Source organism: Streptomyces sp. NPDC091282 (assembly GCF_044757385.1).
GTDB lineage: Bacteria > Actinomycetota > Actinomycetes > Streptomycetales > Streptomycetaceae > Streptomyces > Streptomyces gramineus.
The window spans coordinates 1,498,851-1,523,747 of sequence record NZ_JBIVUX010000002.1; the positions used below are offsets into that span (position 1 = coordinate 1,498,851).

Annotated in this window: 17 protein-coding genes; 4 read left to right on the forward strand and 13 right to left on the reverse strand. The window is 72.1% G+C overall.

The window, feature by feature from the left end; all coding sequences use genetic code 11:
- Positions 1 to 42 precede the first annotated feature (42 nt).
- Entirely contained in the window at positions 43 to 237 is a 195-nt protein-coding gene (locus ACIQOE_RS13590; protein WP_365560481.1) for a DUF3046 domain-containing protein, read from the reverse strand.
- An 80-nt stretch (positions 238 to 317) separates the two neighbouring features.
- On the opposite strand from ACIQOE_RS13590, the gene ACIQOE_RS13595 reads away from it, so the two are divergent.
- Positions 318 to 1,262: a hypothetical protein gene (locus tag ACIQOE_RS13595; RefSeq protein ID WP_401411493.1), complete on the forward strand. Its 945-nt coding sequence runs from the start codon at positions 318 to 320 to the stop codon at positions 1,260 to 1,262.
- A gap of 15 nt (positions 1,263 to 1,277) precedes the next feature.
- Here the strand turns inward: ACIQOE_RS13595 and ACIQOE_RS13600 are convergent, their stop codons facing one another.
- The 3 genes from ACIQOE_RS13600 to ACIQOE_RS13610 are packed head-to-tail and all read right to left on the reverse strand — an operon-like array spanning position 1,278 to position 3,218.
- Positions 1,278 to 1,586, reverse strand: coding sequence for an AzlD domain-containing protein (locus ACIQOE_RS13600; protein ID WP_351326641.1), 309 nt, complete (start codon positions 1,584 to 1,586; stop codon positions 1,278 to 1,280).
- Positions 1,583 to 2,329: an AzlC family ABC transporter permease gene (locus tag ACIQOE_RS13605; RefSeq protein ID WP_351326639.1), complete on the reverse strand. Its 747-nt coding sequence runs from the start codon at positions 2,327 to 2,329 to the stop codon at positions 1,583 to 1,585. The genes ACIQOE_RS13600 and ACIQOE_RS13605 overlap by 4 nt, the downstream gene beginning before the upstream one ends.
- 10 nt (positions 2,330 to 2,339) lie before the next feature.
- Positions 2,340 to 3,218, reverse strand: a complete 879-nt coding sequence (locus ACIQOE_RS13610) for an AraC family transcriptional regulator (protein ID WP_351326638.1) — start codon at positions 3,216 to 3,218, stop codon at positions 2,340 to 2,342.
- Between the two features lie 89 nt (positions 3,219 to 3,307).
- Between ACIQOE_RS13610 and ACIQOE_RS13615 the strand changes: the two genes are divergently transcribed.
- From ACIQOE_RS13615 to ACIQOE_RS13625, 3 genes are all read left to right on the forward strand, one after another.
- On the forward strand, positions 3,308 to 8,281 hold the full coding sequence (locus ACIQOE_RS13615) for an ATP-dependent helicase (RefSeq protein ID WP_401411496.1): 4,974 nt from the start codon (positions 3,308 to 3,310) through the stop codon (positions 8,279 to 8,281).
- 117 nt (positions 8,282 to 8,398) lie between these two features.
- Positions 8,399 to 9,241: an Fpg/Nei family DNA glycosylase gene (locus ACIQOE_RS13620; RefSeq protein ID WP_401411498.1), complete on the forward strand. Its 843-nt coding sequence runs from the start codon at positions 8,399 to 8,401 to the stop codon at positions 9,239 to 9,241.
- 32 nt (positions 9,242 to 9,273) lie between these two features.
- A complete protein-coding gene (locus tag ACIQOE_RS13625) occupies positions 9,274 to 10,038 on the forward strand; it encodes an SDR family NAD(P)-dependent oxidoreductase (protein WP_351326632.1) in 765 nt (254 codons plus the stop codon).
- A gap of 328 nt (positions 10,039 to 10,366) precedes the next feature.
- Here the strand turns inward: ACIQOE_RS13625 and ACIQOE_RS13630 are convergent, their stop codons facing one another.
- The 9 genes from ACIQOE_RS13630 to ACIQOE_RS13670 all read right to left on the reverse strand — a co-directional run bounded on the left by ACIQOE_RS13630 (position 10,367) and on the right by ACIQOE_RS13670 (position 24,878).
- Entirely contained in the window at positions 10,367 to 10,837 is a 471-nt protein-coding gene (locus ACIQOE_RS13630; protein WP_351326629.1) for a DNA starvation/stationary phase protection protein, read from the reverse strand.
- 205 nt (positions 10,838 to 11,042) lie between these two features.
- Positions 11,043 to 11,417 (reverse strand): helix-turn-helix transcriptional regulator, encoded by a 375-nt coding sequence (locus ACIQOE_RS13635; protein ID WP_351326627.1) that lies wholly within the window; start codon positions 11,415 to 11,417, stop codon positions 11,043 to 11,045.
- Positions 11,418 to 11,526: 109 nt separating this feature from the next.
- Entirely contained in the window at positions 11,527 to 12,072 is a 546-nt protein-coding gene (locus ACIQOE_RS13640; protein WP_401411501.1) for a CinA family protein, read from the reverse strand.
- Entirely contained in the window at positions 12,069 to 12,860 is a 792-nt protein-coding gene (gene pgsA / locus ACIQOE_RS13645; RefSeq protein ID WP_351326623.1) for a CDP-diacylglycerol--glycerol-3-phosphate 3-phosphatidyltransferase, read from the reverse strand. Before pgsA ends, ACIQOE_RS13640 begins: the two co-directional genes overlap by 4 nt.
- Entirely contained in the window at positions 12,857 to 14,329 is a 1,473-nt protein-coding gene (gene rimO / locus ACIQOE_RS13650) for a 30S ribosomal protein S12 methylthiotransferase RimO (RefSeq protein WP_351326621.1), read from the reverse strand. Before rimO ends, pgsA begins: the two co-directional genes overlap by 4 nt.
- Before the next feature lie 92 nt (positions 14,330 to 14,421).
- A complete protein-coding gene (locus ACIQOE_RS13655; RefSeq protein ID WP_363017002.1) occupies positions 14,422 to 15,264 on the reverse strand; it encodes a RodZ domain-containing protein in 843 nt (280 codons plus the stop codon).
- A 276-nt stretch (positions 15,265 to 15,540) separates the two neighbouring features.
- Positions 15,541 to 18,339, reverse strand: coding sequence for a DNA translocase FtsK (locus ACIQOE_RS13660; protein ID WP_351326619.1), 2,799 nt, complete (start codon positions 18,337 to 18,339; stop codon positions 15,541 to 15,543).
- A 124-nt stretch (positions 18,340 to 18,463) separates the two neighbouring features.
- Positions 18,464 to 19,144 carry a response regulator gene (locus tag ACIQOE_RS13665; protein ID WP_351326617.1) on the reverse strand — a complete coding sequence of 227 codons (681 nt, stop codon included), beginning with the start codon at positions 19,142 to 19,144 and terminating at the stop codon, positions 18,464 to 18,466.
- A 274-nt stretch (positions 19,145 to 19,418) separates the two neighbouring features.
- Positions 19,419 to 24,878: a HAMP domain-containing protein gene (locus tag ACIQOE_RS13670; RefSeq protein WP_351326615.1), complete on the reverse strand. Its 5,460-nt coding sequence runs from the start codon at positions 24,876 to 24,878 to the stop codon at positions 19,419 to 19,421.
- Between the last annotated feature and the right edge of the window lie 19 nt (positions 24,879 to 24,897).

Consider the following 24,897-nt stretch of genomic DNA (forward strand, 5'->3'; position numbering starts at 1 on the left):
GCCACTGACAAAACGTGGCCCGTGTCCGATCTCCGTGCCCGTTCAGCGCTTCTCCCCGGGAACGTTCATGACCGTGCAGACCACGCGCCACACGTCCTTCGCCTCCCAGCCGGCGTCCAGCGCCTCGTGCACCGTCCGCTCGCCGAGCTCCGTCATCACATGGTCGCGCGCGAAGGTGTCGGCGTACCCGGAACCGAAGTGTTCCGCCATCCGCTGCCAGAAGACCGTCAACCGCATGACACCAGTATCCCGCCCCTGAGAGTGGGCCCTGCCCGGGACCGCCTGCCGAGACCGCTTTCCGTCCTACGGTCTGACCCATGGCCGAAACCGGAGCTTCCCCACTCCCCCCTACGCCCCCGGCGCACTCCCCGCTCTTCCGCGCCGAACAGTTCATGTGGCTCACCGCGCGCGTGCTGGAGCAGCGCCTCTTCGCGTACCACTTCCTGAACGGCGGCCACGATCCCGTGGAGACGGCGCTGGACGCCTACCGCAACGAGGACGGCGGCTACGGTCACGCGCTGGAGCCCGACCTGCGCGGTCCGGTGAGCCAGCCGCTGCACACCGGGCGCGCGCTGGCCGTCCTGGACGCCCTCGGGCGGTGCGGCGGGCAGCGGGTGGAGCGGGTGTGCCGCTATCTGACGTCCGTCTCCACCGCGGACGGGGCGCTGCCGGCGATCCGGCCGAGCCAGCGCGGCTACCCGGCCGCCCCGTTCGTCCCGATCACCGACGACCCGCCCAGCGAGCTGCTGGCCACCGGGCCGGTGGTGGGGCTGCTGCACCGCAACGAGGTGTGGCACGCCTGGCTGTTCCGGGCCACCGACTTCTGCTGGGAGGCCGTGGACTCCCTGGAGAAGTCGCACCCCTACGAGGTCGAGGCCGCCGTCGCCTTCCTCGACGCCGTGCCCGACCGGGCCCGCGCGGAGGCGGCCGCCGACCGGCTCGGCCGCCTGGTGCGCGAACACCGGCTGGCCGCGCTGGACCCCGGGGACCTGGACGCCTACCCGGTGGCACCCGGCTACGTGCCGGGCGAGCACCACTTCCCGCACGACTTCGCGAGGTCCCCGCACTCGCTGGCGCGCGCGTGGTTCACCGACGAGGAGATGACCCGGTCGCTGGACCACCTCGCCGCCGGGCAGCAGGAGGACGGCGGCTGGCCGGTCCGCTGGCTGCGGTGGACACCCGCCGCCACCCTGGAGTCCCGCCCCGGGGTGACGATCGAGGCGCTGCGCACGCTCAAGGCGTACGGCCGCTTCGTGGGATGACGCACGCGCGCGTGCTCAGCCCGCGAGGGCCCGCACTCCCGCCGTCACCAGCACGGCCGCGCCGACGACGACCAGGAAGGGCGCGCGCAGCACCAGCGCCAGGGCGGCCGCCCCGAGCCCCGCGGCCCGGGCGTCCAGCACGAGCGTGTGGCCGTCGGCGAAGGTCTGCTGCGCCGTGAGCGCGGCGAGCAGGGCCACCGGCAGCAGGGCGGCGAGCCGCCGCACCACCGGCCGCTCCAGGACGCCCGCGGGCACCAGCAGGCCGGCGAGCTTGACGGCGTAGCAGCCGAGGACGGTCGCGCCGATCGCGATCCAGGCGTTCAACGGGTCTCCTCGGAAGCGTCGTCACGGGTACGGCCGGACCGGCGGCCGGAGACGTACAGGGCGGCCGGTGCCGCCAGCGCGGCGGCCAGCACGGGCACCCCGGCGGGCAGGACGGGCAGCAGGCCGAGGCCCAGCAGCACCGCGAGGGCCGCGACCGCGCGGTCGGTCGTGGTCTTCAGCATGGGCGCGAGCAGCGCCAGGAAGACGGCGGGTCCGGCCGCGTCCAGGCCCCAGGCGTCGGTGTCGCCGACGGCCTTGGCGCCGAGCGCGCCGAGCGCGGTGGTGAGGTTCCACAGCAGGTAGAGGCTGAGGCCGGTAACGGTGAAGCCGATCCGTGCGGCGCGCCGGGTCGGCTGGGCGAGCGTCACCGCGGTGGTCTCGTCGATCACCCACTGGGCGGCCAGCGGCCGGATCGCGCGCGGAAGGGCCAGCACCTGCGACAGCCGCAGCCCGTAGAAGGCGTTGCGGATCCCGAGGAAGAAGGCGCCGGCCGCCGCGGTGAGCGGGTTGCCGCCGGCCGCGAGCGCCCCGACCAGCGCGAACTGGGAGGCGCCGGTGAACACCAGGAGGCTGAGCGCGCAGGTCTGGAGCAGGCCGAGGCCGCTGCCCGCCGAGGTCACCCCGAAGGCGAACCCGGAGAGTCCCACGGCGACGCCGACTCCCAGCGCGTCCCGCACGACGGCGGAGTCCGGTTTCGGTTCGTTCTCGTCGCGTATGTCCGCGACTGCTGTCTGCTGTGCCACGCCCGGGACGTTACGGACCGCCGTCCCGCGCGTCTTGTACGTTCTTGCGCCCGGCCGGGCGCCCGCCGGATCCGCGTTCGCGCTGGTAGGCACCGGGCGGGACGCCGACGATCCGGGCGAAGTGGCGGTTGAGGTGCGGCTGGTCGGTGAAGCCGACGGCGACGGCCGCCGCGGCGGGCGCGGTGCCCGCGTCCAGCAGCAGCCGGGCCCGGCGCACCCGGGCGTCGGTCAGCCAGGTGTGCGGGGGCATGCCGTAGGCGTCGCGGAACGCCCGGAGCAGGGCGAAGGGGCTGGTGCCGAGGTCGGTGGCGAGCCGTTCCAGGGTCGGCGGCCCGGCCATCCGCTCCTCCAGCACGGCACGCGCGCGGGCGGCGAGCAGGGTGCCGGCGGTGCGGACCGCGCGCTGGGGCAGCGGGCCGCCGTTCGAGCGCAGCAGCCGGGTCACCAGGACCCGCAGCAGGGTGTCGGCGGCGAGTGCGTTGCCCTCGTCGGCGGCGCGCAGCACCCGGTGCACCAGGGCGACGGAGTGCGGGTCGTCGAGCACCGGGCTGACGAAGCCGGGGGTGCCGCGGAGGGCGGTGGTCTCCGCGGCGATCGCCGCCACCAGGTCCGGGGACGGGTAGAGCGCTCCGTAGCGCCAGCCCTCGGGGACCCCGGCCCGGCCGGTGTGCGCGGTGTCGGGGTTGACGAGCGCGAGCGCCCCGGCGCCGACCGTCACATCCGAGCCGTGGTGCCGGAACACCTCGACCCCGTCCGCGATCCCGGCGATCACGAAGTGCTCGTGGGTGTGCCGGACGAAGGTCTTGCGGACATACCGGGCGCGCAGCAGGTCGACGTCGGGCAGCGCCTCGTACCGCCAGTGCCGTGCCCGCTCCCCGGTTCCCGCCATGCGGCCATTGTCCACCCTGCCCGACACGGTTCGCATTCTCGTTTTCGCAGGTCAGGGTCATTGTCAGTGACCGGGTGCAGGATGGACGCATGGCGAAATCCGCACACCGGGCCCTCGACGGCTTCTCCCCCGCGACCCGCGGCTGGTTCACGGGGGCGTTCTCCGCGCCCACCGCGGCCCAGGCCGGCGCGTGGCAGGCCATCGGGGCGGGCTCGGACGTGCTGGTGGTCGCCCCGACCGGCTCGGGCAAGACCCTGGCCGCCTTCCTCGCCGCCCTGGACCAGCTGGCCTCGGCTCCGCCCCCGGCCGACCCGCGGAAGCGCTGCCGGGTGCTGTACGTGTCACCGCTCAAGGCCCTCGCGGTCGACGTCGAGCGGAACCTGCGCAGTCCGCTGACCGGCATCCGTCAGGAGTCCGTGCGCCTTGGCCTGCCCGAGCCGGAGATCAAGGTCGGCATCCGCTCCGGCGACACCCCGCCCGCCGAGCGCCGCGCCCTGTCCACCCGTCCGCCGGACATCCTGATCACCACCCCCGAGTCCCTGTTCCTGATGCTGACGTCGGCCACGCGCGACGCGCTGACCGGCATCGAGACGGTGATCCTGGACGAGGTGCACGCGGTCGCCGGCACCAAGCGCGGCGCGCATCTCGCGCTCTCCCTGGAGCGGCTGGACGAGCTGCTGCCGAAGCCGGCCCGCCGCATCGGCCTGTCGGCGACGGTCCGCCCGGTGGACGAGGTGGCCCGCTATCTCTCGCCGCGCCGCAAGGTGGAGATCGTCCAGCCGGAGTCCGGCAAGGAGTTCGACCTCTCCGTCGTCGTGCCCGTGGAGGACATGGGCGAGCTGGGCGGCTCCCCCGCGACCGACGCCAAGGAGGGCGGGGACCGGCCGTCGATCTGGCCGCACGTGGAGGAGCGGATCGCCGACCTGGTGCAGGCCCACCGTTCGACGATCGTGTTCGCCAACTCGCGCCGGCTGGCCGAGCGGCTGTGCAACCGGCTCAACGAGATCGCCTACGAGCGCGTGACCGGCGAGCCGCTGGACGAGCACCACTCCCCCGCCGAGCTGATGGGCGGTTCGGGCGCCGCCCAGGGCGCGCCGCCGGTCATCGCCCGCGCGCACCACGGCTCGGTCTCCAAGGAGCAGCGCGCCCTGGTCGAGGAGGACCTGAAGGCCGGCCGGCTGCCCGCCGTGGTGGCCACCTCCAGCCTCGAACTGGGCATCGACATGGGCGCGGTCGACCTGGTCGTCCAGGTCGAGTCCCCGCCCTCGGTCGCCTCCGGCCTGCAGCGCGTCGGCCGGGCCGGACACCAGGTCGGCGCGGTCTCCACCGGCGTGGTCTTCCCCAAGTACCGCGGCGACCTGGTGCAGGCGGCGGTGGTCACCGAGCGGATGCGCACCGGTGCCATCGAGTCGCTGCGGGTGCCGGCCAACCCGCTCGACGTGCTGGCGCAGCAGCTGGTCGCGATGACCTCGCTGGACACCTGGCAGGTCGACGACCTGCTCGCCATGGTCCGCCGGGCGGCTCCGTTCGCCTCGCTCCCGGAGTCGGCGTTCACCGCGGTCCTCGACATGCTCGCGGGCCGCTATCCGTCGGACGCGTTCGCGGAGCTGCGCCCGCGCGTGGTGTGGGACCGGGTCGCGGGCACGGTCACCGGCCGTCCCGGCGCCCAGCGGCTCGCCGTCACCTCCGGCGGCACCATCCCCGACCGCGGCCTGTTCGGGGTCTTCCTCGCGGGCGCCGACCCGAAGAAGGGCGGCGGCCGGGTCGGCGAGCTGGACGAGGAGATGGTGTACGAGTCCCGGGTGGGTGACGTCTTCACCCTGGGCACCAGTTCCTGGCGCATCGAGGACATCACCCGCGACCGCGTCCTGGTCTCCCCGGCCCCCGGGGTGCCGGGCCGGCTGCCCTTCTGGAAGGGCGACCAGCTGGGCCGCCCGCTCGAACTGGGCCGCGCGGTGGGCGCGTTCCTGCGCGAGGTCGGCTCGCTGCCCAAGGACGACGCCCGGCTGCGCCTGCTGGCGGCGGGCCTGGACGCCTGGGCGGTGGACAACGTGCTGTCGTACCTGGACGAACAGCGCGAGGCCTGCGGTCACGTGCCCGACGACCGGACGATCGTCGTGGAGCGCTTCCGCGACGAACTGGGCGACTGGCGGGTCGTCGTCCACTCCCCGTTCGGCGCCCAGGTGCACGCCCCGTGGGCGCTGGCCCTCGGGGCCCGGCTGTCCGAGCGGTACGGCATGGACGCCCAGGTCATGCATGCCGACGACGGCATCGTGCTGCGGCTGCCGGACGCCGACCTGATGGGCCTGGACCTGCTGGACCAGGCGCCCGGGAAGGCCGGCACGGAGTACGACGCGGACCAGGCGCCGGTCGGCGCGGCGGACGTCGCCTTCGACAAGGGCGAGGTCGACCAGATCGTCACCGACCAGGTCGGCGGTTCGGCCCTGTTCGCCTCCCGCTTCCGCGAGTGCGCGGCCCGCGCGCTGCTGCTGCCGCGCCGCAACCCGGGCAAGCGCACCCCGCTGTGGCAGCAGCGTCAGCGCGCCGCCCAGCTGCTCCAGGTGGCGAGCGAGTTCGGGTCCTTCCCGATCGTCCTGGAGGCGGTCCGCGAGTGCCTCCAGGACGTCTTCGACGTGCCCGGCCTCGTCGAGCTGATGGGGGACCTGGAATCCCGCAGGGTCCGCCTGGTCGAGGTCACCACCCCGGAGCCGTCCCCGTTCGCCCGCTCGCTGCTGTTCGGATACGTCGCGCAGTTCCTGTACGAGGGCGACTCCCCGCTCGCCGAGCGGCGCGCGGCCGCGCTCTCCCTGGACTCCCGGCTGCTGGCCGAGCTGCTGGGCCAGGCGGAGCTGCGCGAGCTGCTCGACGCGGACGTGCTGACCGAGCTGGAGGCGGAACTCCAGTGGCGCACCGAGGAACGCCGGGTCAAGGATCCGGAGGGCGTCGCCGACGTGCTGCGGCTGCTCGGGCCGCTCACCGACGCCGAGCTGGCCGAGCGCGGCGCGGACCCGCGGTGGGCCGAGGAGCTGGCGGCGGCCCGCCGGGCGATCAGGGTCCGGATCTCCGGTGCCGATCACTGGGCGGCGATCGAGGACGCGGGCCGGCTGCGCGACGCCCTCGGCACCGCCCTGCCCGTCGGCGTCCCCGAGGCGTTCACCGAGCCGGTGAAGGACCCGCTCGGCGACCTCCTCGCCCGGTACGCGCGCACGCACGGCCCGTTCACCTCGGCCGGCGCGGCCGCCCGCTTCGGCCTCGGGGTGGCGGTGACGGAGGGCGCGTTGCAGCGGCTCGCCGCGGGCGGGCGGGTGGTGCAGGGCGAGTTCCATCCGGCGGGCATCGGCCAGGAGTGGTGCGACGCGGCCGTGCTGCGCAGGCTGCGCCGCCGCTCGCTGGCCGCGCTCCGGCACGAGCTGGAGCCGGTGGCGCCCGCCGCGCTCGCCCAGTTCCTGCCGCAGTGGCAGCACATCGGCAAGGGACACGGCCTGCGCGGCATCGACGGGCTGGTGCGCGCCGTCGAACAGGTGCAGGGCGCGTCGGTCCCGGCGTCGGCCCTGGAGAAACTGGTGCTGCCGTCCCGGGTGGCGGGCTACACGCCCGCGATGCTCGACGAACTCACCGCGGCCGGGGAGATCGTGTGGGCCGGTGCGGGCGCCCTGCCGGGCAAGGACGGCTGGGTGTCGCTGTACATGGCGGACGCGGCACCGCTGCTCCTGCCGCCGCCGCATCCGCTGGAGCTGACGGCCCTCCACCAGTCCGTCCTGGACACCCTCTCCGGCGGCTACGGCCTGTTCTTCCGGCAGATCGCCGACCAGGTCCGCGCCACCACGCATCCCGACGCCACCGATCCCCATCTGGCCGACGCGGTCTGGGACCTGGCCTGGTCCGGCCGGCTCACCAACGACACGCTGGCCCCGATGCGCTCCCTGCTGGGCTCGGGCCGTACCGCGGGCGCCACCGCCCACCGGGCCAAGCGCACCGTGCCGCGCGGCCGCTACGGCTCGCTGACGGCCGCCGCCCGCACCGCCTCGCGCACCGGGCCGCCGACCGTCGCCGGCCGCTGGTCCCTGCTCCCTCAGCGCGAGCCGGACACCACCGTGCGCGCCCACGCCCTGGCCCGCACGCTGCTCGACCGGCACGGCGTGGTCACCCGGGGCGCGGTCGCCGCCGAGGGCGTGGAGGGCGGCTTCTCCGCGGTGTACCGCATCCTTTCGGTGTTCGAGGAGAGCGGGCAGGCCCGCCGCGGTTACGTGGTGGAGGGGCTCGGCGCGGCCCAGTTCGCGATGGACGGCGCGGTGGACCGGCTGCGTGCCGTCTCCAACGCCCGTGACCGCGGCGAAGCGCACCCGGGATCCGCCTTCGGTGACGGCGCCCCGGCCGGTACGGCGCGTTTCACGCCCGGCGGCCCGCTCGCCTCCGCCGGCTTCGGCAGCTCCGACGGCTCCGGCGGCGAGACACCCCTCGGCCCCTTCGACGAGAGCGACCTCCCGGTCCTGGACGGCGACTTCACCTGGCTCCCTGACCCGCCCGCCGCCCCGGGCGACTACGTCTCCCCCAGGGATCTCGCCCCCGCCGACCCTTTCGCCGCTCCCGGCTACGGCGGCCCGCGCGGCGGCAGCCCCGCCAACCCCTACGCCTACGGCGACCACCGCGCCCGGACTCCCGCCGCGCCCGACCCCAGAGCGGTGGTCCTCGCCGCCGCCGACCCCGCCAACGCCTACGGCGCCGCCCTGCCCTGGCCCGAGCCCCCGACCGGTGCCGGGCACAAGCCGGGCCGCAAGGCGGGCTCCCTGGTCGTGCTGGTGGACGGCGAGCTGACCCTCTACATGGAGCGCGGCGGCAAGACCCTGCTGGCCTGGCCCGCCGCCCCGGACACGGACGCCGGTGACGACCCCCGCCTGCGGACCGCCGCCGAGGCCCTCGCCGCCGCCGCGCGTGCCGGGAGCCTCGGCACGGTGACGGTGGAGCGGATCAACGGCGCCACGGCCCTGACCTCGCCGCTGGGCGCCCTGCTGGAGGGGGCCGGCTTCGTCGCGAACCCGCGCGGCCTGCGCCTGCGGGCCTGAACCGTCAGGAGCGGACCATCAGAACCGTGAACCCCGCTGACACCGCGCCCCTCGTGCGCCGCCCGCGCCGTCGCCGCTCCCGGTCCGCACCGCGTACTCCCGTGTCACCCTTGACCCATGCCCGAAGGTGACACGGTCTGGCAGGCCGCACGGCGCCTGCACGACGCACTCGCCGGCCAGGTGCTGACCCTGAGCGACTTCCGGGTGCCGCAGTACGCCGTCGTCGACCTCGTCGGCCGCACGGTCCTCGGCACCAGCCCGCGCGGCAAGCATCTGCTCACCCGCTTCGACGGCGGCCTGACCCTGCACACGCATCTGCGGATGGAGGGCGCCTGGAAGATCTTCGGAAGCGGCGAACGCTGGCGGGGCGGTCCCTCCCACCAGATCAGGGCCGTCCTCGGCACCGCCGACCGCACGGCCGTCGGCTACCGGCTGCCGGTCCTGGAGTTCCTGCGCACCGGCGAGGAGGAACAGGCCGTCGGCCACCTCGGTCCCGACCTGCTGGGCCCCGACTGGGATCCCGGCCGCGCCCTCGGCAACCTGCTCGCCGACCCCGCCCGGCAGCTCGGCGAGGCCCTGCTCGACCAGCGCAACCTGGCCGGCATCGGCAATGTCTACAAGAGCGAGATCTGCTTCCTGATCGGCGCGACCCCCTGGCTCCCGGTCGGCGCGCTCCCCGCCGACCGCGCCGCGCAACTCCCCCACCTGGCCAAGCGGCTCCTGGAGGCCAATCGCGACCGCCCGGTCCGCAGGACCACCGGCCTGCGCGGCCAGGACCTGTTCGTCTACGGCCGCGCGCGCCGCCCCTGCCTGCGCTGCCGCACCCCGATCCGGGTGGCCGACCAGGGCGACGGCTCCCGCGAGCGCCCCACCTACTGGTGCCCCGCCTGCCAGACCGGCCCCACCCCGGCCCCGGGCGCCCACCGGACCGTGAGAAACCGTCCCCGCACCACCAATTGACGACCCGTCAGAAACGCTCGTACGGTCCCTTCATGTCCCTCAAGGCGTACGACCTCACCGGGCGCACCGCGTTCGTCACCGGGGCCGCCGGCGGCATCGGCCGGGCCTCCGCCGTGCTGCTCGCCGAGGCGGGTGCGACCGTGCACTGCGCCGACCGCGACGCGGACGGCCTGCACGAGACGGCCACGCTGATCAAGGACGGCGGCGGCACCGCGCACACGCACACCGTGGACGTCACCGACCGGGCCAGGCTCGGACAGGCGGTCCGGTCCTGCGAGCGGCTGGACGTCATGGCGGCGATCGCCGGGATCATGCACCGCAGCACGGTGCTGGAGACCACGGACGAGGACCTCGACCGGGTGCTGGACGTCAACTTCAAGGGCGTCCTGCACTCCTGCCAGGAGGCGGCGGCCCTGATGATCGACCGGCGGACCGGGGGCAGCATCGTCACCATGGCGTCCGGCGCGATCGACACCGGCGGCCCCGGCCTGCTCTGTTACAGCGCCGCCAAGGCGGCCGTGGTGCAGCTGACCCGGACCCTCGCCAACGAGGTCGGCGGCCACGGGATCCGCGTCAACGCGGTCGCCCCGGGCTGGATCCGCACCCCCATGACCGAGCGCGACGACGGCGAGGAGCAGCGGCAGACGGAGACGTGGATGGCCCGGATGTCACCCCTGGGCCGGGTCGGCGAGGCGGCGGACGTGGCACACACCGTGCTCCATCTGGCGTCCGACGCCTCCGCGTTCACGACGGGTCAGATCCTGCGCCCGAACGGAGGGGTTGCGATGCCCTGGTAGCGTCCGTCATCCGCCAGGCCGCCCGCCACCGTGCCGGACCCATGGCCCCGGCCGCCCGCGCCCTCGGCACGCAGTTGACCGGCAGCAGGCTCAGTCCCCATCCCCCGGCGGCCACGGTGCCCTCCAGGGCCCCGGCACCGTCGGCGAAGGTGATCCGCAGCACGGCCCACCACCAGAATGCCGCGATTCCCAGCGCAACCCCCCAGCGCACTATCCGTCCCACCATGGCCGTCACCTCCAGCCGGACGCTAGATCGCCGCCCGGTCCACCGGGAAGGCGCACCGAGGGCTCATCGATGCAACGGCCGCGGGCCGGTGTCGGGCCACTGCTACGCGTTCTCCGCCTGGAACATCCAGTGGTGTTTCTCCAGATCCGCCGTGATCCCGATGAAGATGTCCTGGGAGACCGGATCCGGCTCGGCGGTGGCGGTGACCCGCTCCCGCATCCGGGTGATCACCGCGCCCAGGGCGTCCACCAGGGCACCCACCGCGTCGGAGTCCTTGACCCAGCCCGCGGGGGCCGTGGCGATGCCGCTGCCCGCGGCCACGGTGACCGCGCGTCCGTCCGGTGACACGCCCAGCGCCGAGGCCCGCTCGGCGACCGTGTCGGAGTGCGTCCGGGCCGTGGCGACGACCTCGTCGAGCTGCAGGTGGACGGTCCTGAAGCGCGGGCCGACCACGTTCCAGTGGATCTGCTTGGCGATCAGCGCCAGGTCCACGAGATCGACGAGCGCGCCCTGCAGCGCCTCGGCCACGGTCTTCAGGTCCGCGTCGGACAGCGGGCTCTTCACGACGTACATGCGTCTCTCCGGTCGTTTCGCCCCCAGTCGGTCACTCCACCATGACCGCACCCGGAGACACCGGCAAATGGACGCACCCCGCCGGCAGGCGCACGAAGGCCCCGGCCGCGCCTCCCCAGGTCTGCCTGGAGCGGCCCCGGCCGGGGCCTCGTGCACTTCTTTCGACGCCGGGCAGGCGCCGCGCCGTCCTACGCCCGCAGGGACGTCACGCGGCGACCACGTCCACTGCCTCGGCGGGCGCCTTGATGGTCACCCGTTCCGGTGGCACACCGGTCACCGAGACGGTACCCAGCATCGGGCGAACCGGCGTGGGAACGGACTCGGTGGACTGGGCGGACTGGGCCAGCTCGGCGAGGGCGAGTTCGTCGCTCACTTCCCGCATGAGTTCGGACATCCGTACGTCCAGCGCGTCGCAGATGGCGGAGAGCAGTTCGGAGGAAGCCTCCTTCTGCCCCCGCTCCACCTCGGAGAGATAGCCGAGTGAGACTCGGGCGGACGAGGAGACTTCGCGCAGAGTACGGCCCTGGCGCTGGCGCTGCCGACGCAGCACGTCACCCAGCAGGCGACGGAGCAGAATCATCGGTGGCTCCCTCCTCGGACCGCGTAGCCGCATCCTTCACGCCCCACCGTACCGCCTTGCGCCGCGGCCGTGCGGGGAGCGATGTCGTGTTCACTCAGGGCTGCAAACATCAAAACCCCCCGTTCTGTTCCGTATCCTGTGTCCGCTCATTCCCGGTCTGTTCGCCCGCGAGCTCCCTCAGAAGGAGCGCGAGCACGCTCCGTACACTCTCTCTACGAATTTCCGCACGGTCGCCGTTCAACCGCAGGGCCTCCACTTTTCCGCCAGCGGCAGAACCGGAATCTGCTGCGAACGGGCCGCCGACGGCCACGTAGACCGTGCCGACCGGCCGGCCGTCCTGCGGTTCGGGGCCCGCCACCCCGGTGGTCGCGACCCCCCAGTCGGCACCCAGCACCCGGCGCACTCCGGCCGCCATCTGGGCCGCGACCTGCGGATCCACCGCGCCCTGCTGGGCCAGCAGGGTGGCGTCGACGCCCAGCACACGGTGCTTGAGCTCGGTGGCGTAGGCGGTGACGGATCCCCGGAACACCTTGGAGGCGCCGGGCACCGCGGTGATCTCCGCGGCCACCAGGCCGCCGGTCAGCGACTCGGCGACAGCGAGGGTCTGTCCCCTCACCGTCAGTAGTCGCACCAGTTCGGCGGCCGTGGAGTTCACGCCTGGGTCTCCTCCAGCGCCGCCGCGCGCTCGGCGATCCCCTGCCGCCGCAGCACAATGGCCTGTCTCACGTAGTCCAGGCCCGTCGCGACCGTCAGGACGACGGCCGCCGCCATCACCCAGAACCTCAGGGTCGCCAGCCAGCCCGTCAGCGCCAGCACGTACATCCCCACGGCCACGCCCTGGGTGAGGGTCTTGAGCTTGCCGCCGCGACTGGCCGGGATCACGCCGTAGCGGATGACCAGGAAACGCAGCAGGGTGATGCCGAGTTCCCGGCCGAGGATCACGACCGTCACCCACCAGGGCAGATCACCCAGCGAGGAGAGACAGATCAGCGCCGCTCCCATGATCGCCTTGTCGGCGATGGGGTCGGCGATCTTGCCGAAGTCGGTGACCAGGTCGTAGGTGCGCGCCAGGTGCCCGTCGAACAGGTCGGTGATCATGGCGATCGCGAAGGCGGCCCAGGCGAGCGAGCGCCAGGCCGGGTCGTAACCGCCGCCGGCCAGCATCAGGGCGACGAAGCCGGGGACCAGGACCAGCCGGAGCATGGTCAGCAGATTGGCGACGTTCCAGACGCTCGCCTGGTTGACGGCGGCAGCGGCGATCTTCCCGCCGCGCACCGGCCGCTCGCCGTCACGGGAACCAGAATCCCCGGCGCCGTGGTCCGGGACGCCGTCGGTGTTGAGCGCGACGGAGAGGTCCGGAGCGGCACCGGAGGTGGCGGCGGAGCCTCGGGCGCCCTGCGCACCCGGGGAGCCGCCCGCGGCGGACGCCGGGACTCCGGTCATCTGCCGGCCTCCTCACTCCACTCGGGCGAGCCCTGCAGCGGCTCGGCCACCAGGTCGACACCCTCGGTACCGACCACCTTCGCCTCGACGATACGGCCGACGCGCAGTCCCGCGCCGCTCGTGAGCAGCACCTGTCCGTCCGTCTCCGGCGCCTGGTGGGCCGCCCGGCCGTGGACGCCGTCCTCGTCGCCGACGGACTCCACGAGGACGTGCACGGTCTCGCCGACGCGCTCCTCGGCCCGCTGCGAGACGAGTTCCTCGGCGAGCCGGGAGACCCGCGCGAGCCGCTCCGCGACCAGGTCCTCGTCCAGCTTGTTCTCGTACGTCGCGGCCTCGGTGCCCTCCTCGTCGGAGTAGCCGAAGACGCCGATCGCGTCGAGCCGCGCGCCGTTCAGGAAGCGCTCCAGCTCGGCCAGGTCGGACGCGGACTCGCCGGGGAAGCCGACGATGAAGTTGGAGCGGACGCCGGCCTGCGGCGCCTTGGACCTGATGGTGTCGAGCAGCTCCAGGAAGCGGTCGGTGTCGCCGAAGCGGCGCATGGCCCGCAGCACGCCCGGCGCGGAGTGCTGGAAGGACAGGTCGAAGTACGGGACGACCTTCGGGGTGGAGGTCAGGACGTCGATCAGGCCGGGGCGCATCTCGGCCGGCTGGAGGTAGCTGACGCGCACCCGCTCGATGCCGTCGACCTCGGCCAGCTCGGGCAGCAGGGACTCCAGGAGGCGGATGTCGCCGAGGTCCTTGCCGTAGGAGGTGTTGTTCTCGGAGACCAGCATGACCTCCTTCACGCCCTGCTCGGCCAGCCACCGGGTCTCGTTCAGCACGTCGCTGGGACGGCGGGAGATGAAGGAGCCGCGGAAGGAGGGGATGGCGCAGAAGGAGCAGCGCCGGTCGCAGCCGGAGGCGAGCTTGACCGAGGCGACCGGGGAGCCGTCCAGCCGGCGGCGCAGGGGCGCGCGCGGGCCGGAGGCGGGTGCCACGCCCTCGGGCAGGTCGGACGGGCCGTGCCCGGGCAGCGCCACGTCCGCGGCGGAGTCCTGCCGCTCGGCCGGGCTGATGGGCAGCAGCTTGCGCCGGTCGCGCGGGGTGTGCGAGGCGTGGATGCCGCCGTTGAGGATGGTCTGGAGCCGGTCGGAGATGTCGGCGTAGTCGTCGAAGCCGAGCACGCCGTCCGCCTCGGGCAGCGCCTGGGCGAGTTCCTTGCCGTACCTTTCGGCCATGCAGCCCACCGCCACCACGGCCTGGGTTCTGCCGTGGCCCTTGAGATCGTTCGCCTCGAGGAGGGCGTCGACGGAGTCCTTCTTGGCGGCCTCGACGAATCCACAGGTGTTGACGACGGCGACATCCGCGTCCTCGGCGTCCTCGACGAGCTGCCAGCCGTCCGCCTCCAAACGGCCTGCGAGCTCCTCCGAGTCCACCTCGTTACGGGCGCAGCCGAGAGTGACTAGTGCGACGGTACGGCGTTCAGGCATGGGCTCAAGACTACTTCGTCTCACCGACAGCCCACGTCGAAGGGGCTGGCCGATCATGGCCAACCCCTTGGATGCGCGCTTAATCCGAACGATTATCCGACTTCCGGGTCGCCCTTGGTGTAGGTCAGGCGCTCCACGGCTCCGGGCTGGAACTGGTCCTCGATCTTCTTGCCGTTGACGTAGAGCTGGATGGCGCCGGCGTCACCGAGGATCAGGTTGATCTTGGTGCTGTCCTGGAAGGTCTTGGACTCGCCCTTCTTCAGCAGCCCGTCGAACAGCATCCGGCCGTTGTGGTCCTTGGCCGAGATCCAGCTGCGTCCGTTCGCCGCGCTGACCTGGACGGTGACCTTGTCCTGGGGTGCGGCGGCGATCGCGCTGTCGGAGGGCGCGGGAGCCTTGTCGGGCTTGCTTTCCTTCGGGGTCGGCGAGGCGGCCTCGCTGGTCGACGGGGTGGCACCCTCGGCGACCGACTGCTTGGCGTCGTCGCCGTCGCCGCCCTTGAAGGCGGTGAAGCCGACGAAACCGATCACGACGACGATCGCGGCGACCATGGCCGCGGTCCAGTTGGGTCCGCGACGCTCGGGGCGGATACGTTCCGCCTCGAACAGCGGGGCGGCGGGCGTCGGCGCGGGCCGCCCACCACCGTGTTCGGCCGCGAACTGCGCCAGCAGCGGTTCGGGGTCGAGGCCGACGGCCTTGGCGAGGGTCCTGATGTGCCCGCGGGCGTACACGTCACCGCCGCAGGGCGCGAAGTCGTCGGCCTCGATGGCGTGCACGATGACGATACGGACCCGGGTGCTCCCGCTGATCTCGTCGACGGTCAGCCCGGCGGCGATACGGGCCTGCTTGAGGGCTCGGCCGACGGAGGGACGCTTTTCCTCGGACACGTCTGGGAACGGAGGCTCGTCTTCAGGGGAGTTGCTGCCGATGGACACGGGGGCGCCTTTCGAGCGTGTAGCCACCTGTGCTGGAAGTTCAGTCTATGGGGGGTACGAAAGAGTGGGGCAACCGGGCGGTGGGACTTTGTACGCCATCGGTATGGCCGGCCATACCGACGACGGGTCAGGTGTGCGCCCCAGGGTGAGGTGCACACCTTTCCTCTCGCTCAACTTGACGTACGTCACAGGGAAACGGTTGCCCGGCGGTCTCTAACAGGTGGATCACGACCTGCCTCCACCCGGCCTACAGGCGCCCGAAGCCCTGAGAGACACCTACCCCTCAGACTCCCCGCGGATCACAGCAAGCACTCCGTCCAGCTCATCGGGTTTCACCAGAACGTCGCGCGCCTTGGACCCCTCGCTGGGCCCGACCACCCCGCGCGACTCCATCAGGTCCATGAGCCGGCCCGCCTTCGCGAAGCCCACCCGCAGCTTGCGCTGGAGCATGGAGGTGGACCCGAACTGCGTGGAGACGACCAGCTCGGCCGCCTGGCACAGCAGGTCGAGGTCGTCGCCGATGTCCTCGTCGATCTCCTTCTTCTGCTTGGTGCCCACGACGACGTCCTCCCGGAAGACCGGCGTCATCTGGTCCTTGCAGTGCTGGACGATCGCCGCGACCTCCTCCTCGGTGACGAACGCGCCCTGCATACGGGTCGGCTTGTTCGCCCCCATCGGAAGGAAGAGCCCGTCGCCCTTGCCGATGAGCTTCTCGGCGCCGGGCTGGTCGAGGATGACGCGGCTGTCGGCGAGCGAGGAGGTGGCGAAGGCGAGCCGGGAGGGCACGTTCGCCTTGATGAGGCCGGTGACCACGTCGACCGACGGCCGCTGGGTGGCGAGCACCAGGTGGATGCCGGCCGCACGGGCGAGCTGCGTGATGCGCACGATCGAGTCCTCGACGTCACGCGGGGCGACCATCATCAGGTCGGCCAGCTCGTCGACGATGACCAGCAGGTACGGGTACGCCTGGAGCTCGCGCTCGCTGCCCTCGGGCGTCTTGAGCTTGCCGCTGCGCACCGCCTCGTTGAAGTCGTCGATGTGCCGGTAGCCGAACGCGGCCAGGTCGTCGTAGCGCAGGTCCATCTCGCGGACCACCCACTGCAGCGCCTCGGCGGCCCGCTTCGGGTTGGTGATGATCGGCGTGATCAGGTGCGGGATGCCCTCGTAGGCGGTCAGCTCGACGCGCTTGGGGTCCACCAGGACCATCCGGACGTCCTCCGGGGTCGCCCGCATCATGACCGAGGTGATCAGGCAGTTGATGCAGGACGACTTGCCGGAGCCGGTGGCGCCCGCGACGAGCATGTGCGGCATCTTCGCCAGCGAGTGCATGACGTAGCCGCCCTCGACGTCCTTGCCGAAGGCGACCAGCATCGGGTCGTCGTCCTCGGCGGACTCGGCGAGCCGCAGCACGTCGCCGAGGTTGACCATCTCGCGGTCGGTGTTGGGGATCTCGATGCCGACCGCGGACTTGCCGGGGATCGGGCTGATGATCCGCACGTCCGGGCTGGCGACGGCGTAGGCGATGTTCTTGGTGAGGGCGGTGATCCGCTCGACCTTGACGGCGGGGCCGAGCTCCACCTCGTACCGGGTGACCGTCGGACCGCGGGTGAAGCCGGTGACCCGCGCGTCGACCTTGAACTCGGAGAACACGTTGGAGAGCGAGGCGACGACCTTGTCGTTGGCCTCGCTGCGGGACTTGCCCGGCCCGCCCCGGGTGAGCAGGTCCAGGGAGGGCAGCGCGTAGGTGATGTCACCGGCGAGCTGGAGCTGCTCGGCGCGCGGCGGCAGGTCGCGGGGCTCCGCGGGGGCCGGCTTCGTCAGGTCGGCGACGACCTGTCCGGTGCCGAGCTTCTCCTGCTTCGGCCGCGCGGCCGGGACCGCGCTCGGGGCCGAGGCGGCGGCGGGGGCGGGGCTCGCGGCGGGGGCCGGACCGGGGTCCGGGGCCGGCAGGGGCGTGGGGGTGGTGTCCTCGCGGTCGCCGACACCGACGCCGTGGGTGAGGTCGGCGACGAGCGGCGAGGGCGGCATGCCGTGCATGACCGCGCCGTCGAGCGCGGCGGCGGCCGCGGCCGCTACGTCCACGGCGTCCATCCGACGGCCCATCTCGGGCTGCGGCACGGCGGAGCGCCGCGGCCGGCCCCGGCGTTTGGCGAGGGCGTCCTGCTCGGCGACGTCCGGGTCGTACTCCTGGGGGGCCGCGGAGCGCCTGCGGGAGCGCGCGGGCAGCGCCTGGCGCCACTGCTCGTCGTAGCGCTCGTCGTCGGTGGGCTCGCCGTATTCGTCGTACTCGTCGGGTTCGGGGTCGTGCAGCAGCCCGAGGCGGACGCCGAGCGCGCGCAGCCGCTGCGGGATCGCGTTCACCGGGGTCGCGGTGACGACGAGCAGCCCGAAGACCGTGAGCAGCACCAGCAGCGGTACCGCGAGGACCTCGGTCATGGTGTACGTCAGCGGGGTCGCCGCCGCCCAGCCGATCAGGCCGCCGGCGTCTCTTATGCCCTGCATGCCGTCGCTGCGCGCCGGCGCGCCGCAGGCGATGTGGACCTGGCCGAGCACGCCGATGACGAGCGCGGACAGGCCGATCACGATCCGGCCGTTGGCCTCGGGCTGCTCCGGGTGGCGCATGAACCGAACGGCGACCATCGCGAGCAGTATCGGCACCAGCAGGTCGAGGCGGCCGAAGGCGCCGGTGACCAGGATCTCCACCAGGTCGCCCACCGGACCGCGCAGATCGGCCCAGGTGCCGGCCGCGACGATCAGGGCGATGCCCAGCAGGAGCAGGGCGACGCCGTCCTTGCGGTGGGCGGGGTCCAGGTTCCTGGCTCCCTGCCCCAGGCCGCGGAAGACGGCGCCGACGGCGTGCGCGACACCGAGCCAGACGGCGCGTACGACGCGGTACACGCCCCCTGTGGGGCTGGGCGCCGGCCTGGGCGCGGGCGCGGACTTCTTCACCGCGGCCCTCTTGGCGGGCGCCTTCTTGGCCGGGGCCCTCTTCGCGACGGCCTTTTTCGCCGGAGCCTTCGAGGGAGCGGCCTTCTTCGGGGGCTGCTTCTTGGCTGCCGAGGGACGTGAGGCCATGGGTGTGAGATTACCGGGGGATGCGACAGCGGACACGTGTGCCCACTGCTTCACCCGTTCGTGTCGCCCTTGCGGGGGCGCGGAACTGACGCGCTCTCATGAGCAACTGTGGCCGCCGCCGCGGTCAGTTCTGCGAGGAGAGCGGTGGGGCGCCGCCGCCGGTGCCCGGTTCGAGGGCGTCCAGCGCCCGGCGCAGGCCGGTGAGTTTGCGCTCCAGATGGGCCGCCGTGGCCACCGCCGCCGCGTCCGCGGACTCGTCGTCCAGCTGCTTGGACAGCGCCTCGGCCTGCTCCTCCACGGCCGCGAGCCGCGCCGACAGCTCGGCGAGCAGCCCGGCGGACTCCTTGCCGGCGACCGCGCCCTTGCCGCCGCCCTCCAACTGGAGCCGCAGCAGCGCCGCCTGCTCACGGAGCTGGCAGTTCTTCATGTACAGCTCGACGAAGACCGAGACCTTGGCGCGCAGCACCCACGGGTCGAACGGCTTGGAGATGTAGTCCACCGCGCCGGCCGCGTACCCCCGGAAGGTGTGGTGCGGGCCGTGGTTGATGGCGGTGAGGAAGATGATCGGGATGTCCCGGGTCCGCTCCCGCCGCTTGATGTGCGCCGCGGTTTCGAAACCGTCCATGCCCGGCATCTGGACGTCCAGCAGAATGACCGCGAAGTCGTCCGTGAGCAGTGCCTTGAGCGCTTCCTCCCCGGACGATGCCCGCACCAGTGTCTGATCGAGCGCAGAGAGGATGGCCTCCAGCGCCAGCAGATTCTCCGGCCGGTCATCGACCAGGAGGATCTTGGCCTTCTGCACCATGGCCCGCCCTCCTCGCCCCGGATGTGCACCGGGCGCCGCCCCAGGGGACGACTCCCTTTCGCCGCCCGTCCTTGTGCCGGTCATGGTAGCCGCACCCCGCCCGTCGCCACACCCTGTCACCGTGATGTCACTGTGCACATAGCGGAAACGGAGCCGGAGACCAGAAGGTTCCCCCGATCCCGCAGTTCTACACGGCTTCCACGACCTTCGGTCGGCAACTCCCCGTGCACACGGAAGGTTCCCGAAACGTTCACATCACATCGAGCCCTTCCGCTCATTCCTCGCGCATCCACTTGTCCATGACCGCCAGCAGGTGATCGGGGTCGACCGGCTTGGTGACGTAGTCGGAGGCGCCGGACTCGATCGCCTTCTCCCGGTCGCCCTTCATCGCCTTCGCGGTCAGCGCGATGATCGGCAGCCCGGCGAACTGCGGCATCCTGCGGATCGCCGTGGTCGTCGCGTAGCCGTCCATCTCCGGCATCATGATGTCCATCAGGACGACCGCGACGTCGTCGTGCTGCTCCAGCACCTCGATGCCCTCACGGCCGTTCTCGGCGTACAGCACCGACAGGCCGTGCTGCTCCAGGACACTGGTGAGCGCGAAGACGTTGCGGATGTCGTCGTCGACGATCAGCACCTTCTCGCCGCCGAACCGTACGCCCCGGCGCGGCGCCGGAGCCGTCGCCTCCTGCTCGGCCAGCACGGGCCAGGACTCGGCGATCTGCGGAGTGCCCCGGCGGCGGCGCCGGAAGAGCGCCGCGGGACCGTTCTGGGTCTCCTGGTACGACTTCACCTCGGCCGGCGTCTCGATCTCCACGCCGGACAGCTCCGAGCCGTGGTTCTGCGAGGCGACCAGGTCCCCGGCCTCCAGCGCGGGCACGGACTGCTGGTAGCCCTGCGGCGGCAGCTCGCTGGGGTGCAGCGGCAGGTACAGGGTGAACGTCGAACCGCGGCCCGGCTCGCTCTGCGCGTAGATCTCGCCGCCGAGCAGCTGCGCGATCTCCCGCGAGATCGACAGCCCGAGGCCGGTGCCGCCGTACTTGCGGCTGGTCGTGCCGTCGGCCTGCTTGAACGCCTCGAAGATGACCCGCATCTTGCTGGCCGCGATGCCGATCCCGGTGTCGGTCACCGAGAACGCGATCAGCGGCGCGTCCGGGTCGCCGAGGGAGCCGGCCTCCAGGAGCTGTTCCCTGATCCCGGCCGGGACGTCGCCCGCGGCCGGCCGGATGACCAGCTCCACCGAACCGGAGTCGGTGAACTTCACCGCGTTGGACAGCAGGTTGCGCAGCACCTGCAGGAGCCGCTGCTCGTCGGTGTGCAGGGTGGCGGGCAGCTCCGGGGAGACCCGTACCGACAGGTCCAGGCCCTTCTCCGCGGTCAGCGGCCGGAAGGTGGCCTCCACGTAGTCCACCAGTTGCACGAGCGCGATGCGCGTCGGCGAGACGTCCATCTTGCCCGCCTCGACCTTCGACAGGTCGAGGATGTCGTTGATCAGCTGGAGCAGGTCGGAACCGGCGCCGTGGATGGTCTCGGCGAACTCCACCTGCTTCGGGGAGAGGTTGCCCTCGGCGTTGTCGGCGAGCAGCTTGGCCAGGATCAGCAGCGAGTTGAGCGGCGTGCGCAGCTCGTGCGACATGTTGGCGAGGAACTCGCTCTTGTACCTCATGGAGACGGCCAGTTGCTCGGCGCGCTCCTCCAGGACCTGCCGGGCCTCCTCGATCTCGGTGTTCTTCACCTCGATGTCACGGTTCTGCTGGGCCAGCAGCTCGGCCTTCTCCTCCAGTTCGGCGTTGGACGCCTGGAGGGCCTTCTGCCGGTTCTCCAGCTCCGCGGACCGCTCCCGCAGCTGCTCGGTCAGCTCCTGCGACTGCTTCAGCAGCACCTCGGTCTTGGTGTTCACGGAGATGGTGTTGACGCTGGTCGCGATCATCTCGGCGATCTGGTTGAGGAAGTCCTTCTGGATCTGCGTGAACGGCGTGAAGGACGCCAGCTCGATCACGCCGAGCACGTTGCCCTCGAAGAGCACCGGCAGCACGATCACCTGCGCCGGCGGTGCCTCGCCGAGCCCGGAGGAGATCTTCAGGTAGCCGGTCGGCGCCTTCTCCACCAGGATCGTGCGCTTCTCCTGGGCGGCCGTGCCGATCAGCGCCTCACCGGGCCGGAACGACGTCGGCATGGAACCCATCGAGTAGCCGTACGACCCCTGCATGCGCAGTTCGTAGGCGTCCTCCGTCTCGTCGCCCAGTTCCTTGCCGTCGACCAGGGGCATCGCCATGAAGAACGCGCCGTGCTGCGCGGTGACCACCGGCGTCAGCTCGCTCATGATCAGCGAGGCCACGTCCGCCAGGTCGCGGCGGCCCTGCATCAGCGCCGAGATGCGCGCCAGGTTGCCCTTGAGCCAGTCCTGCTCCTGGTTGGCGACCGTGGTGTCCCGCAGGTTGGCGATCATCTTGTTGATGTAGTCCTGGAGTTCCTGGATCTCGCCGGAGGCGTCCACGTCGATCTTCAGGTTCAGGTCGCCGCGGGTCACCGCGGTCGCCACGCGCGCGATGGCACGCACCTGCCGGGTCAGGTTCCCGGCCATCTCGTTCACGGACTCGGTCAGGTCCCGCCAGGTGCCGTCGACGTCACGCACGCGTGCCTGGCCGCCCAGCTGCCCCTCGGTGCCCACCTCGCGGGCCACCCGGGTGACCTCCTCGGCGAAGCTGGACAGCTGGTCGACCATGGTGTTGATGGTCGTCTTGAGTTCGAGGATCTCGCCGCGCGCGTCGATGTCGATCTTCTTGGTCAGGTCGCCCTTGGCGATGGCCGTGGTGACCATCGCGATGTTGCGGACCTGGCCGGTCAGGTTGGACGCCATGCCGTTCACCGACTCGGTGAGGTCCTTCCACGTACCCGCCACACCCGGTACGTGCGCCTGACCGCCGAGGATGCCGTCCGTGCCCACCTCGCGGGCCACCTTGGTGACCTGGTCGGCGAACGAACTCAGCGTCTTGACCATCGTGTTGATGGTGTCGGCGAGCTGGGCCACCTCACCGCTCGCCTCGATGGTGACCTGCCGGGTCAGGTCGCCGTTGGCGACCGCCGCGGACACCTGGGAGATGTTCCGCACCTGCATGGTCAGGTTGTTGGCCATCAGGTTCACGTTGTTGCTGAGGTCCTTCCAGATGCCCGTGACACCCGGAACGTGCGCCTGGCCGCCGAGGATGCCCTCGGTGCCCACCTCACGGGCCACCCGGGTCACCTGCTCGGCGAAGCTCGACAGCTGGTCGACCATCGTGTTGACGGTCGTGACGAGTTCGAGGATCTCGCCCTTCGCGTCGACGGTGATCTTCTTGGACAGGTCGCCCTTGGCGACCGCGGTCGTGACCTCGGCGATGTTGCGGACCTGGATGGTCAGGTTGTTCGCCATGAAGTTCACCGACTGGGTGAGGTCCTTCCAGGTGCCCGCCACCCCCTGCACCTCGGCCTGGCCGCCCAGGATGCCCTCGGTGCCCACCTCGCGCGCCACGCGGGTGACCTCCTGGGCGAACGAGGACAGCTGGTCGACCATCGTGTTCAGGGTGTTCTTGAGCTCCTGGATCTCACCGCGCGCGTCCACGGTGATCTTCTGGGAGAGGTCGCCCCTGGCCACCGCGGTGGCCACCTGGGCGATGTTGCGCACCTGGGCGGTGAGGTTGCCGGCCATGCCGTTCACCGAGTCCGTCAGGTCCCGCCACACGCCGGCCACGCCGGGCACCTGCGCCTGGCCGCCGAGCCGCCCCTCCGTGCCCACCTCGCGGGCCACCTTGGTGACCTGGTCGGCGAAGGCGGAGAGCTGGTCGACCATCGTGTTGATCGTGCTCTTCAGTTCGAGGATCTCACCGCGCGCGTCGACGTCGATCTTCTGCGACAGGTCGCCCCGCGCCACCGCCGTCGTCACCTGGGCGATCTGCCGCACCTGCGAGGTGAGGTTGCCCGCCATGAAGTTGACGGAGTCCGTCAGCTCCTTCCAGGTGCCCGAGACGCCGTCCACGCGGGCCTGACCGCCGAGGCGGCCCTCCGTGCCCACGTCCCTGGCCATCCGCGTCACCTGGTCGGCGAAGCTGGAGAGCTGGTCCACCATCGTGTTCACGGTGTTCTTCAGCTGGAGCATCTCGCCTGAGACGTCGACCGTGACCTTCTGCGAGAGGTCGCCGTTGGCCACCGCCGTCGTCACCTGGGCGATGTTGCGCACCTGGCCGGTGAGGTTGCGGAACGCGGTGTTGACGGAGTCGGTCAGGTCCTTCCAGGTGCCGGCCGCCCCGGCCACCTGCGCCTGGCCGCCCAGTTCACCCTCGACACCGATCTCCCGGGCCACCCGCGTGACCTCGGCACCGAACGACGACAGCTGGTCGACCATGCCGTTGACGGTGTTCTTCAGCTCCAGCATCTCGCCGGCCACGTCGACCGTGACCTTCTGCGAGAGGTCACCGTTGGCCACCGCCGTCGTCACCGCGGCGATGTCCCGCACCTGCGTGGTGAGGTTGCGGAACACCGTGTTGACGGAGTCGGTCAGGTCCTTCCAGGTGCCCGCCGCACCCGGCACGTTCGCCTGCCCGCCGAGCTGCCCCTCGGCACCGACCTCGTTGGCCACGCGCGTGACCTCGTCCGCGAAGATCCGCAGCGTCTCGGTCATCTGGTTGATCGTCTCGGCGAGCTGCGCGACCTCGCCGCGGGCCGGGACGGTCACCTTGCGCGACAGGTCACCGCTGGCGACCGCGGTGGTCACCTCGGAGATACCGCGCACCTGGGCCGTCAGGTTGCCGGCCATGGTGTTGACGGAGTCGGTGAGCTCCTTCCAGGTGCCGGCGACCCCGGGCACGTGCGCCTGGCCGCCCAGGATGCCGTCGGTGCCCACCTCGCGGGCGACCCGGGTCACCTCGGAGGAGAACGCCGACAGCTGGTCGACCATCGTGTTGACGGTCTCCTTCAGCTCCAGCATCTCGCCGGCGACCTGCACGGTCACCTTCCGCGACAGATCGCCCTTGGCGACCGCGGTCGTCACCAGCGCGATGTCCCGCACCTGGGCCGTCAGCCGGTACGCCATCGTGTTGACGGAGTCCGTGAGGTCCCGCCAGGAACCCGACATACCGCGTACCCGGGCCTGTCCGCCCAGCTTGCCCTCGGTCCCCACCTCGCTGGCCACCCGGGTGACCTCGTCGGTGAACGTCGACAGCTGGTCCACCAGGTTGTTGACGGTCCGGCCGATCTTCAGGAACTCACCGCGCAGCGGGTGCCCGGCCCCGTCCGCCGACGGCGAGCGCAGATCCATCCGCGGCGACAGGTCGCCCTCGGCCACCGCCGTCAGGACCCGGCCCACCTCGGAGACCGGCCGTACGAGGTCCTCGACCAGGGCGTTGGAGTTGTCCACGGCGGTCGCCCAGGAGCCCTCGCAGGCACCCGTCTCCAGCCGTTCCGTGAGTTTTCCCTCACGTCCGACGACCCGGCGGACCCGCGACAGCTCGCCCGTGAGGTGGAGATTGCGGTCGGCGACCTCGTTGAAGACCGCCGCGATCTCCGACATCACGCCGTCGCCGGAGACCGTGAGCCGCTTGCGGAAGTTTCCGTCCCGCATCGCCACCAGAGCCACCAGCAGCCGGTCCAGGGCGGCGGAGTCCACCTCCGTGGTCCCGCCACCGCCCCGGCGCCCGCTCAGGGACTGTCCGCTCTTCGCGCGCGCCTTAGTGCCCCGCGTCGCTGCGCCAGACTCCACTGTGTCCCTCCCGCAGGGG

Excerpts from the sequence above, each read along its gene's own strand:
- ACIQOE_RS13590 (WP_365560481.1), bottom strand. The coding sequence starts at position 237 with ATGCGGTTGACGGTCTTCTGGCAGCGGATGGCGGAACACTTCGGTTCC.
- ACIQOE_RS13595 (WP_401411493.1), top strand. The coding sequence starts at position 318 with ATGGCCGAAACCGGAGCTTCCCCACTCCCCCCTACGCCCCCGGCGCAC.
- ACIQOE_RS13610 (WP_351326638.1), bottom strand. The coding sequence starts at position 3,218 with ATGGCGGGAACCGGGGAGCGGGCACGGCACTGGCGGTACGAGGCGCTG.
- ACIQOE_RS13615 (WP_401411496.1), top strand. The coding sequence starts at position 3,308 with ATGGCGAAATCCGCACACCGGGCCCTCGACGGCTTCTCCCCCGCGACC.
- ACIQOE_RS13620 (WP_401411498.1), top strand. The coding sequence starts at position 8,399 with ATGCCCGAAGGTGACACGGTCTGGCAGGCCGCACGGCGCCTGCACGAC.
- ACIQOE_RS13625 (WP_351326632.1), top strand. The coding sequence starts at position 9,274 with ATGTCCCTCAAGGCGTACGACCTCACCGGGCGCACCGCGTTCGTCACC.
- ACIQOE_RS13630 (WP_351326629.1), bottom strand. The coding sequence starts at position 10,837 with ATGTACGTCGTGAAGAGCCCGCTGTCCGACGCGGACCTGAAGACCGTG.
- ACIQOE_RS13635 (WP_351326627.1), bottom strand. The coding sequence starts at position 11,417 with ATGATTCTGCTCCGTCGCCTGCTGGGTGACGTGCTGCGTCGGCAGCGC.
- pgsA (WP_351326623.1), bottom strand. The coding sequence starts at position 12,860 with ATGACCGGAGTCCCGGCGTCCGCCGCGGGCGGCTCCCCGGGTGCGCAG.
- rimO (WP_351326621.1), bottom strand. The coding sequence starts at position 14,329 with ATGCCTGAACGCCGTACCGTCGCACTAGTCACTCTCGGCTGCGCCCGT.
- ACIQOE_RS13660 (WP_351326619.1), bottom strand. The coding sequence starts at position 18,339 with ATGGCCTCACGTCCCTCGGCAGCCAAGAAGCAGCCCCCGAAGAAGGCC.
- ACIQOE_RS13665 (WP_351326617.1), bottom strand. The coding sequence starts at position 19,144 with ATGGTGCAGAAGGCCAAGATCCTCCTGGTCGATGACCGGCCGGAGAAT.